Genomic DNA, 11,117 nt, shown 5'->3' on the forward strand with positions numbered 1-11,117 from the left:
CACCGTCGCCGTGGAATTGCGCGAGCGGGCCGAACTCGCGCAGCACCTCGCACAGGAAGAAGGCGAGCCACACGCTCTCGCCGCGACCCTCGTGGCCGACGCGGTTCATGCCGTCGTTCCAGTCGCCACCGCCCATCAGCGGCAGGCCGTGGGCGCCGAAGCGCAGGCCGTGCTCCAGCGCCAGCGGTGGGTCGAGCAGCTTGATGAGGCCGGCCTCGTGGTCGACCAGCAGCTCGTCGGCCGAGGTCATGGCAATGCGCTGCAGGGCCACGGGCGCCGCTTGTGCCAGCACGCTCCAGGCCTGGGCGATGAGATCGATGCTGGCTTCGAGGTTGACGTGCGACCCGAGCGGAGAGCCGTCGTCGAAGAAGGCGCGCTTGAACCACTGGCCGTCCCAGGCCGGGCCGTTGAGTGCACTGCGCCAGGCGCGTGCGGCGGCCTCCCAGCGGTCGGCGCGGGGTTCCTCGCCACGCGCGCGCGCGATGGGCGCAAACCCGTCTACCAGGTGGCACAGAAACCAGCCCAGCCACACCGATTCGCCGCGGCCTTCATGGCCGACGCGGTTCATGCCGTCGTTCCAGTCGCCGGTGCCCATCAGCGGCAGGCCGTTGGCGCCGGTGCGCAAGCTGTGGTCGATGGCACGCGCAGCATGTTCGTAGACGGTGGCTTGGTGCGCACTGACAGTGGGCACGTAGTAGGCGTCTTCGGCGCCTTCGGGGATGGCCGCGCCTTCGAGGAAGGACACGCGCTCGTCGAGCAGCGCGGTGTCGCCGGTGCTGCGCAGGTAGTGCACGCAGGCGTGGGCCAGCCACAACAGGTCGTCGGAGAAATGCGTGCGCACGCCGGCGCCAGTCGGCGCGTGCCACCAGTGCTGCACGTCGCCTTCGGGGAACTGGCGCGAGGCCGCCACGAGGATCTGGTCGCGCAGCATCTGCGGCGCGGCCCAGGCCAGGGCCATGGCGTCTTGCAGTTGGTCGCGAAACCCGGTGGCCCCGCCGGCCTGGTAGAAGCCCGCCTTGGCCCACAGCCGGCAGGCCACGGCCTGGTAGAGCAGCCAGCGGTTGACCATGGCATCGAACAGCGGGTCGGGGGTCTGGACGGTGGTGGCGGTGAGCAAATCGTCCCATTGCTTGCGCGCGCTCTCCAGGCGGGTGTCGGCCGGCGCGGCTGCGGCCTGCGTGGCCAGCTGCCGCGCGGCGCCAGAGGTATCGCCGTAGCCCAGCAGGAACACGCGCTGCACCGACTCGCCAGGCGCGATGGACACGCGCGTGCTCAGCGCCGCGCACGGGTCCAGCCCCAGGCCTTGCTCCTGGCCGAAGCGCTCGGGGATGCGCAAGCGGCCGCCGGTGTCGAAGCATTCGCGGCGGTCGCAGGTCCAGTCGGGCATGTCGTCGTCGGACGTGGCCAGGCCGAGGAAGGCCGTGCCCTCGCCGAAGCCGGCTGAGCGGTCGAGCTGCGTGCACATCAGCGCTGTGAGCTTGCCCTCGGGCAGGCGTTGCGTGAACTGCGCCGTGCGCACGCTGCCGCGGTCGGCGCGGTTCGCACCCATCACCCATTCGGCGATGCCGATCAGGCGCAGCTGCAGCGTGCGCTGCCCGCGGTTGACGAGCTGCAGCCGCACCTGCTTGACCGAGGCCTGTGCATCCACGCACCACGTGGCCGAGACCTCCAGCTCGCCGCGGCGATGCCGCACGACGCTGTAGCCCTGGCCGTGCGCCACGCGGTAGCTCAGGCGCTCGTCGCCCCAGGCCGAGGGCGTGGCGCTCCACACCTCTCGCGTCTTGCGGTCTTGCAGCAGGAACCACTCCGAGGGCGGGTCGGCCACCGGGTCGTTGGACCAGGCGGTGAGCTGGTTGAGCCGGCTGTTGACGGCCCAGGTGTAGCCGCCGCCGGCCTCGGAGACCTGCGCGCCGAAGCGCGGGTTGGAGAGCACGTTGATCCACGGCCGCACGGGCCGGCCCTCGGCGCCTGCGTCGAAGCGGAACTCACCGCTCGACGCCGAGAACTCGCCGCTGGATTCGGCCTCGGGCGCTGGCCCGCCACTCACCGGCACGGCCACGGCCGACGTGGCATGGCGTTCGTCGAAGGCCTGCTCGTGCTGGGCCACCCACTCCTGCACGTGGTGGACCAGCGGGCGGCCGTCGGCATGCAGGCGCACGCGTGCCAGGCAGTGCAGGGTGCTCAGCTCCTCGGGCGTGAGCTCGTCGGCGCGCAGCTGGTGGAAGCCGGTGCTGGCCGGCGTGCCCTGGGTGCCGCTCTCGGCCAGATGGCGGTCGCGCAGCGCAGCGACCTCGCGGTGCAGCGCCATCAGGTACGAGGCGGGCTCGGCGTTCACCACCACCAGATCGCAGGCGATATTGCCCCAGGCCCAGACGCGCAGGGCCTGCGCGAGCGAGCGCAGCAGGCCGAGCGACTGCGTCACGCCTGCCGACACCAGCACGATGGGCCGGTCGCCCGAGATCCCGAAGCGCCACAGCAGCCGCCGGTCGCACACCTCGCGTCCTTCGGGCCGCGCTGGCCCGCTCTGCGGCCGGGTGAGGCTCAGCACCAGCGCGGTGGTGAGCGTCTGGATGGCGGCGAAGTTCTCGGCGCTCAGCGCCAGAGTGCGCAGGCGGATGCCGGTCAGCGTGGCCGACATCAGCGAGGCGCGCTCCACGTGGATGGTCTGGCGGTACTTGTCGATCACCGCACGCAGCGTGGCCTCGGAGTCGGAGGCACTGGTCGCGAAGGTCAGCCTCGCCTTGGCCTGGGGCGCGATGCGCAGGCGCACGGACAGCGCGCACACCGGGTCGAGGCCGGTGTCGAGCGTGGCCGCGTCGGGCGAATCGGCGGGCGGCTCGTCGAACACCGCCTGCGGCCGGCTGACGGCACGGTTGCGGCCCCACCACCGCTGGCGGTCGGTCTGCACGCGCACGCTGCGCACCTGTGGGTCGGTCTCGGCCAGGAAGTGCGCCGCCAGCAGCCCCTGCTCGGTGGCCAGGCGCGGCTTGCGCTCGAACAGCAGCGCCTGCTGGGCCGACAGCCACTGTGCGCGCACGAAGAGGTTCGAGAACGCGGGGTGGCTCTCGTCGGCGCGCGGGTCGGCCAACGTCACCTCGAAGGCAGAGATCAGCTCGATCTCGAGCGCGCGCTCGCCCAGGTTGCGCAGCTCGATCTGGCGGAACTCGATGTCGTCCTCGGGGCTGACCCACACCGTGGCGTGGGCCTGCACGCCCGGCCAGCTTGCGTCGAAGCACACGCGGTCGGCGTGGAAGGTGCTCTGGTAGTCCGCCTGTTCGTCGGGCGCGGGGTGCTGGGTGATCGACACCGGGTGCGCCTGAGGGCCCCAGCGCAGGTAGAAGAAGCTGCCCAGTGCGTCGCGCAGCGCGTCGTCGCGCGAGCGGGTCAGGCCGGTCGCGCCGCGGCGGCTCCAGCCGGCACCGTTGGCGCGCAGGGCCACGCTGTAGCGCCCGTTAGAGAGCAGGTGCGTGGGCTCCAGCGCCGTGGTGCCGGGCACCACCTCGCGCAGCATGCGCGGGCCGCGCTTGTGCAGCGCCTGCGGCGGCAGGGGAAGCGGCTCGTAGAGCATCGACACCTCGCGCGGCGCGCGTTCGTGCAGCAGCGAAGCCACCGCCTCGATGTGCGCGTTGCCCATGCCCCAGCGCTGCACCAAGCCGTCGAGCAGCACGTTGGCGAGGGCGACGATGCTCATGCCCTGGTGGTGGGCCATGAAGGTGCCCACCGGCGCGAAGCTCTCGCCGCCCGAGAGCCGTGCGGGCGTGAAGTCCAGCGCCTCGATGAAGCCGTAGCGCCCACGGGCCGCGAGCGACTGCAAGGTGTGGAAGTTGGCCGCCGCGCGGCGTGGCGCGATCAGCGAGGCCAAGGCGGTGGCATAGGGGGCGATCACCAGCTCGTCGGTGGGCGTGCGGCGCAGCGCCAGGCGCGGCACACCTTGCGGTGCGTACTGGTAGGCCAGCGTGTGGTCGCGCCCGGCGTAGGCCGACTCCGAGATGCCCCAGGGCACGGCGTGCGCACGGGCGAAGGCGATCTGCTCGTGGATGGCCGCGTGGCCCGCATCGCGCAGCACGCTGCCATGCGGCTCGTGCAGCACGAGGCTGGGCATGAGGTACTCGAACATCGAGCCCGACCACGAGCGCAGGCCGGCCTGCGCACCCACGGCGTAGAAGGGCCGGCCGAGCGAGCCCCAGTGGCGCACCGGCACGTCGCCCTTGGCGATGGCGAGCAGGCTGGTCAGCCGCGCCTCGGAAGCGAGCAGGTCGTAGAAGCCCGCATCGAGCTGCTGCTCGGCCACGCGGTAGCCGATGTGGAACAGGTGGCGCTTGCGGTGGAACAGGAAGCCGAACTCCGCGCTCCACGCGAGCTGCTCGAAGGCATAAGCCAGTGCCTGCAGGCGGCGGATGGTCTCGGCGGGTGCCGTGTCGGCCTTGGCGTCGCGCAGCACCGAGCGCAGGGTGGCGAGGTGGTCGGCCAGGTGCCAGGCCAGTTCGTCGCGCCAGCCGGGCAGGGCGGGCGAACTGGCCTGCACAGTCTCGGGCAGCAACGCGGCGAGCTCGTCGCGGGCGGCACGCAGCACCTGCTCCATCTCGCCGCTGTTGCGCTGCGCTTCGGCGAGCGGGTCGGTCCAGGCCAATGCGCGTGCGAGGGCGCTGGTCGATTCGGCGGAGAACAGCTCCGGCACGTGCGCCAGCAGCGGCCTCAGCTGCCGGTGCGAGGCCTGCAATGCGCGAACGTTGGCGCTGTTGTCGTGCGGTGCGCGGGCGAGCGACAGGCAGGCCTGGGCCGCGGCAAGCAGGTGGCCGCACAGGTTGCCGCTGTCCACCGTGGAGACGTACATGGGCAGCAAGGGGGCACCGGTCTGCGTGTCGTACCAGTTGAGGAAGTGGCCGCGGTGGCGCTGCAGCCGGTGCAGTGTGCCAAGCGTGGCCTCCAGGCGTGCCAGCATGTCCTGCGTGCCGATCCAGCCGAAGGCGCGTGCGCAGGCCGTGCTCAGCAGGTACAGGCCGATGTTGGTGGGCGAAGTGCGGTGCGCCACCATGTCGCTGGGCACGGTCTGCAGGTTGTCGGGCGGGAGATGGTTGTCGTCGGGGCCGACGCAGCGCTCGAACAGGCGCCAGGTGTCGCGCGCGATGCCATGCAGGTGCTCGCGCTCGTCGGCGGGCAACGCCGCCTCTTCGCTGGTGGGGCGCGGGCGGCTGACCCACCACGTCCACACCGGCGAGGCGGCCCACAGCAGGCACAGCACGGTGGCGAGCACGGGGTGCGGGGTGCCGCTGGCCAGCAGGCCAGCGAGCAGCAGCGCGCTCGCCAGCGGAGCCACCCAGTGCGTGCGCAGCAGCGCGCGCAGCTCGGTCTGGGCGGCGGCCTGCGCGGCGGCCGCGGTGGTCCATTGCAGCAGCCCACGGTGGCTGACGAGCATGCGGTAGAGCGCGCGCAGCACGGCATCGGCCGACATCAGCGCGTGCTGCATCAGTTGCGCGAGGTGCCACAGGCCGGCGCACACCGCGCGCAACAGGTCGACCGCGGCCCGGCGGTAGAAGTGGGTCTTGGCCACGTCGTCGCGGCTGGGCGAGAAGCCGGCCACCGAGCCCATCAAGGGCCCGCCGCAGAAGGCGGCGAGCACCACCGCCAGGGCCGTCCAGGGCGAGATCACGCCGCTGCCGAGCGCCAGCACCAGCAAGACGAGCGACATCGGCGCCACCAGCGAGCGGCGCAGGTTGTCGAACACCTTCCAGCGGTTGACGGCGCGCAGCGGGTAGCGGCGCGGCTGCAGGAAGAGGGGCAGCAGTTGCCAGTCGCCGCGCGTCCAGCGGTGCACGCGCGAGGCGGCCACGTCGGCATGAAAGGGCGCGTCTTCGATCAGCGTGATGTCGGTCACCGCGGCGCTGCGCGCGAGCGAGCCTTCGAGCAGGTCGTGGCTGAGCACCAGGCCTTCGGGCAGCCGCTCGTGCAGCGTGGCGTGCATGGCGCGCACGTCGAGCAGGCCCTTGCCGGTGAAGGTGCCTTCGCAGAACACGTCCTGGTAGACCTCGGAGCTGGCCACGCTGTAGGGGTCGATGCCGCACTGCCCGGCAAAGAGCCAGTGGTAGAGCGTGAAGTCGCGCGGGGCCGGCAGCGGCGTCACGGTGCGTGGCTGCAGGATGCCGTGGCCGCCCACCACCGTGCGTGTGAGCTCGTCGAGGCGCGGCCGGTTGTGCGGGTGCGCGGCCACGCCCACCAGCTCGCGCAGGCGGCCGGGTGGCAGCTGGGTGTCGCTGTCGAGCGTGAGGATGTAGGGCGTGCCGGGTGCGAGCTGGGAGTCGACGCCCAGGTCCATGAAGGGGCCGGGCGTGCCCTCGGCCAGCACGGCCACGAGCTGCTCCAGCTTGCCGCGCTTGCGCTCCCAGCCGATCCAGCGCTGCTCGCTCTCGCTGAACTCGCGCTCGCGGTGCAGCAGGATGAAGCGCGGCGGGTCGCCGCTCGCCGCCGGGTGGCGTGCGTTGAGTTCGCGGATCTGCCCACGCGCGATGTTGAGCAGGTCGGTGTCGGACGGCAGGTGCTGCGCATCGGCGTCCACCCAATCGCTGAGCAGCGCGAACTGCGCGTGCCGCTCGGGGTTGGCCAGGTGGTGCAGCAGCAGCCGGTGTGCGAACTCGCGGCAGGCAGCATCGCTGCTGAGCAGGCAGGGGATCACCACCAGCACCCGGTGTTCGGGTGGGATGCCTTCTGCCAGCGCCAGCCGCGGCAGATGCTGCGGGCGCACCGATTCGCTGATCAGGCGGTTGATCACCGCCACCACCGCTTCGGAGACGGGGAACACGAGCGCAGCTGCCGCCAGGAGGCTGAGCCACAGTGGCATGCCGGTGTCGGCCAGTGCGTGCGGGTGGCGCAGCAGCAGCCACGTCACGCCCGTGAGGGTGGCCAGCAGCGTGCCCAGGTAGAGCGGCAAGGCCCAGCGGAACATGGCCTGGCGCAGCGCGGGCCACGCAGCTTCGTGCAGTCCCAGGGCCTGCAGCAGGGCGGGCCGGCCGGGGCCGTGCAGCCAGTGGCCCGCCACGGCCACCTCGGGATCGGCGGCGTCGCCGGCCGCGTGCTCGCGCATCAGGCCGAGCAGCGTCTGCGCGACAGCCACTTCGCCGCGCCCGCTGCGGCGGGCCAGCGCCTCGATGCCGTGCAGCGTCTGGTCGCGGGTGTGGGCGTGTTCGGCCTCGAACACGGGGGAGCCGAGCAGGAGCCGCATCAGCGTGCTGGTGCGGGCGATGAGGTCGGGCCAGTCGGCGTCGCCGATGGTTCGCAGCGAGGTGACGGCGTTGCTCACGCTCAGGTTGTCGGCCGCCTGGTCGGCAGCCTGCTGCTCGCGCAGCGCGGCGAGGTCGGGCAGGGCTTCATTCAGCCAGTCCTGGTAGGCGCGGTCGGCATCGGCATCGGCATCTGAGCGTCGATCCTGCAGGCGCTGCGCCATTTGCCCGAGGAACATGCGCCGCACGCCGCGCTGTTCGAGCAGCGTCAGCAACTCGTCGAGCATGGGCAGCGTGTAGCGCTCGAGGTGGTCGCAGCACAGGTTGGCCGCCTCGCGCGCCGCCTTGTTGATGGCCACGCGCTCGGCCAGGCGGCGCAGGTTCTCGATCAACACCACGCGCAGGGTGGTGGGCAGCGCCCACAGCTCGGCGAGATGGAGTTCCCGTGTCTCCTGGTAGGCGCCGAGGAAGCGCTGCGCCAACTCTTCGTCGAAGGCGCCATCGGTGTGGGCCACGAAGGCCCAGGCCACGCCGTACACGCGCGGCAGGCCGGCGAGCGGCTCGTCGATCAGCAGCGGCAGGTTGCGGAAGTAGCTGCGCGGCAGGCCCTCGTGGATCTCCTTGAGCTGCGCGTCGATGAGGTGGAAGTTGTCGAGCAGCCACTCGCCGGCGGGGCTGATGTCGTAGCCGCCGCTGGCCTGCAGGCCGATGTAGTCGTGCGCTTCGCGCAGCGTGCGGATGTTGCTGCGCACGCGGGGAAAGAAGGTCGCCGAACGCCAACTCGCGCGCGCAGCGCGGTGGGTCTCACCCAGGCTGCGGCCGTGCTGCGCGAAGCGCTCCAGGCCGAAGATCTCGGAGCGGATGGGCGGCTGCACAGGCCCGCGCTCGCCGTCGAGGATGCGCAGCAGCGGCGGGGGCGCCTCCGGCAGCAGGCGCGCAAGCGCCGAATCGGCCATGGGTCACAGCAACAACGCCGCCGCACCCATGGCGCAGGTGGCGATCACCAGCGTGGTCACGAAGCGGGGTGCGATGAAGCGGTTGAGCACCTCGCCGACGCACTGCAGTGCGAACAGGTGGCCATGCACTCCCTTGCACGAGGCCATGTGTTCGCCCAATGCCGACAACTCCATCGGCAGGGTGTGCGTGCGGTCGCCGAACGAAGAAGTGGTCCAGGTGGGGGTGGCAGTCGTTGGTGGATTCATGGTGGGCTCCGAGGATCGATTCACTGTAGGGCCCGGGCGCGGTACCACCCATCGGACGCAGCCTGCGCACGCTGTCGGACTTGCCCTACATCGAGAGAGACGGCACCGAAAGCCTGCATGCCTTGTAGGCCAAGGCTCACAGCCGAAGGCGTTCCTTGCCGATGGCGGGCCCGCGAGGCTGCGATGACGATCCTGCCGAGGCGTTGCGCGCGATGCCGCGCCGCCACCGGTCTGCACAAGGAGAAGCCATGAGCGTGGGAACCATTCTGTTGATCGTCCTGATCCTGTTGTTGATCGGCGCGCTGCCGGCGTGGCCGCACAGCCGCGGCTGGGGCTACGGTCCCACCGGTGGCCTCGGGCTGGTGGTGCTCGTGCTGGTGGTGCTCTTGCTGATGGGCCGGATATGACGTCGGCCCAACGCATGAATCGCATCGCTTGAGATGAGCCCGCTTCGGTTCACGCTGCCTGCGGGGTGGCTGTGTCTGCTTGCGTTCGCTGTGGCGGGGCTGGCCGGCTGCAGCAGCCTGCCGACGGTGCTGCCCTACGACGACGCACCCAGCACCGCGCGCACCCCGGTTCAACTGGAGACCGCGCGCGGGCCTTTGTCGCCCGCGCAGAGCAAGCTGGTGCTGCAAGGCCTGGCGGCGCGCGGCAAGGACACGGGCATCTTCGAGCGCCACCTGGCGGTGGAAGAAGCCATCGTCGGCAGCCCGCTGACCACCGGCAACCGGGTCAGCTTGCTGGTGGACGGCCCGGCCACCTACCGCGCCATGTTCGCGGCCATCCAGGGCGCGCGCGACCACATCAACATGGAGACCTACATCCTCGAGAACGACGACGTGGGCCACAAGTTCGCGCAGGCGCTGATCGCCAAGCAGCGCGCCGGCGTGCAGGTGAACTTGATCCACGACAGCGTGGGCACGATCGGTACGCCGAAGGACTTCTTCCAGCGGCTGTCCGACGCCGGCATCAACGTGCTGGAGTTCAACCCGGTCAACCCGGCCACGGCCCGCAAGGGCTGGGAGCTGAACCAGCGTGACCACCGCAAGCTGCTGATCGTGGACGGGCGCATTGCCTTCCTGGGCGGCATCAACATCAGCAGTGTCTATTCAGGAGGGTCGTTCAAGTCGGGTTCGCGCGGTTCGTCGTCGGGCAAGGATGCCGGCAAGGACCCGGGCCCGCCCTGGCGCGACACCGACCTGCAGGTGGAAGGCCCTGCGGTGGCCGAGCTGCAGCGGCTCTTTCTCTCGACCTGGGTCAAGCAAAAAGGCGACCCCTTGATGCCGCGCAACTACTTCCCGCCGCCGCAGACGGTGGGCCAGCAGGTGGTGCGCGCCATCGGCAGTTCGCCCGACGAACCCTATGCGCTGATCTACGCGACCCTGCTGTCGGCCATCGGTGCAGCCGAAACCAGCATCCACCTGACCAACGCCTACTTCGCGCCGGACCCGCAACTGCTGGCCGCACTCGAAGCGGCCGCCAGCCGGGGCGTGGCGGTGAAGATGATCCTGCCCAGCCAGACCGACTCGTGGCTCATCTTCCATGCCGGGCGCAACTACTACGAGCAGCTGCTGCGTGCCGGCGTGAAGATCTACGAGCGGCGGGGTGTGATCCTCCACGCCAAGACGGCGCTGATCGACGGCGTGTGGGCCACGGTGGGCTCGACCAACCTCGATTGGCGCAGCTTCCTGCACAACGACGAGCTCAACGCCGTGGTGCTGGGCCCGGACTTCGGCAGCCAGGTGCAGGCCCTGTTCGACAAGGACCTGGCCGAGTCGGACGAGATCACGCTCGAAGCCTGGGAGCGCCGCCCGATCGGGCCGCGCATGAAGGAGATCCTGGCGAAGATGTGGGAGTACTGGCTGTGAGACCGGCTCAGTGAAGCGTCGAGCCGGGAGCGCGCTCGGCCGATGCGGGCTCGGGCGCCTGAGCATCGTTCCGCGGTGGAGATGACGAAGAGGTTGATGAAGGCGGTTCGGTGAACGTGGTCAGCACCGAGAGCCACGACTGCACCGGCACGTGCGCCATCACCTTGGACATGATCTGCGGCAGCAGCCCGGCGAACAGCGCCGGCTTGAGCAGGCCTCGCCAGGGCTTCACGCGCACGAGCAGGCCGCCGACGATCAAGGCCCCCAAGATCAGCGCCAGCGGGTGGCGTTGCGCCAGAGGCCGGATCAGGGTCTTGCCGGCATCGCTTGCCACGAGCGTGGCCAGACGCATCGGGTGGTGCGACCACCAGCCGCGCACGGCTTCGAGCACGGCGGCGACCACAGGCATCTCTGCAATGCCGTGCAGCCAAGCCGGCAGTTCACCCGGCGGGTGCTGGGCGCGCGCGGGCGGCATCGAGGCCTGCATGGTCTGGAGCAGGCGAGCGCGCGAAGCGGCCAGCCGCTCAGCTGCCGAGGGCAGCGCATGCGGGCCTGAGAGAGGGGCGGGCGAGGAGTCGTTCATGAGGGCGTGCTCACCTCGCGCAGCATGGCGACGTCGGCACGCATCTGCTGCCGCACGCCTTCAAAGGCCGCGGGGCCACGCGCGCTGCCGATCCACCAGCACACCCCGGCCGCCGCGAGCGGCACCAGGGGTGCGACCAGCAAGGCCCAGGGGGCGTGGATCTCGGCCGGCGGGATCACCGCCCAGAGCATGAGCGCCACGCCGCCCAGCGCCGCCGAGACGCCGACCAGGCACAGGCCGATGGACTTCA

The 11,117-nt window shown here is 71.0% G+C and carries 6 protein-coding genes; 2 read left to right on the forward strand and 4 right to left on the reverse strand.

Annotation, left to right across the window (positions count from 1 at the left end):
* Both VFL64_RS07155 and VFL64_RS07160 read right to left on the reverse strand, forming a co-directional pair.
* The coding region (locus tag VFL64_RS07155; RefSeq protein WP_489539687.1) for a GH36-type glycosyl hydrolase domain-containing protein at window positions 1-8,170 on the reverse strand (8,170 nt) is incomplete at its 3' end.
* Between the two features lie 3 nt (window positions 8,171-8,173).
* Window positions 8,174-8,416 (reverse strand): hypothetical protein, encoded by a 243-nt coding sequence (locus VFL64_RS07160; protein ID WP_489539688.1) that lies wholly within the window; start codon window positions 8,414-8,416, stop codon window positions 8,174-8,176.
* A 248-nt stretch (window positions 8,417-8,664) separates the two neighbouring features.
* Between VFL64_RS07160 and VFL64_RS07165 the strand changes: the two genes are divergently transcribed.
* Together VFL64_RS07165 and VFL64_RS07170 are read left to right on the forward strand one after the other, a co-directional pair.
* Window positions 8,665-8,823, forward strand: a complete 159-nt coding sequence (locus VFL64_RS07165; RefSeq protein WP_489539689.1) for a DUF3309 family protein — start codon at window positions 8,665-8,667, stop codon at window positions 8,821-8,823.
* Between the two features lie 33 nt (window positions 8,824-8,856).
* The gene (locus VFL64_RS07170) at window positions 8,857-10,284 is read left to right on the forward strand and encodes a phospholipase D-like domain-containing protein (RefSeq protein ID WP_489539690.1); all 1,428 of its coding nucleotides are present in this window, start codon (window positions 8,857-8,859) and stop codon (window positions 10,282-10,284) included.
* 7 nt (window positions 10,285-10,291) lie between these two features.
* On the opposite strand, the gene VFL64_RS07175 is transcribed toward VFL64_RS07170, so the two are convergent.
* On the reverse strand, window positions 10,292-10,867 hold the full coding sequence (locus tag VFL64_RS07175; protein WP_489539691.1) for a hypothetical protein: 576 nt from the start codon (window positions 10,865-10,867) through the stop codon (window positions 10,292-10,294).
* Window positions 10,864-11,117: hypothetical protein (locus VFL64_RS07180; RefSeq protein ID WP_489539692.1), on the reverse strand; the 254-nt coding region annotated here is incomplete at its 5' end. The genes VFL64_RS07180 and VFL64_RS07175, both read right to left, overlap by 4 nt.

The sequence above is a fragment of the Rhizobacter sp. genome (genome assembly GCF_035702065.1).
Taxonomy (GTDB): Bacteria; Pseudomonadota; Gammaproteobacteria; order Burkholderiales; family Burkholderiaceae_C; genus Rhizobacter.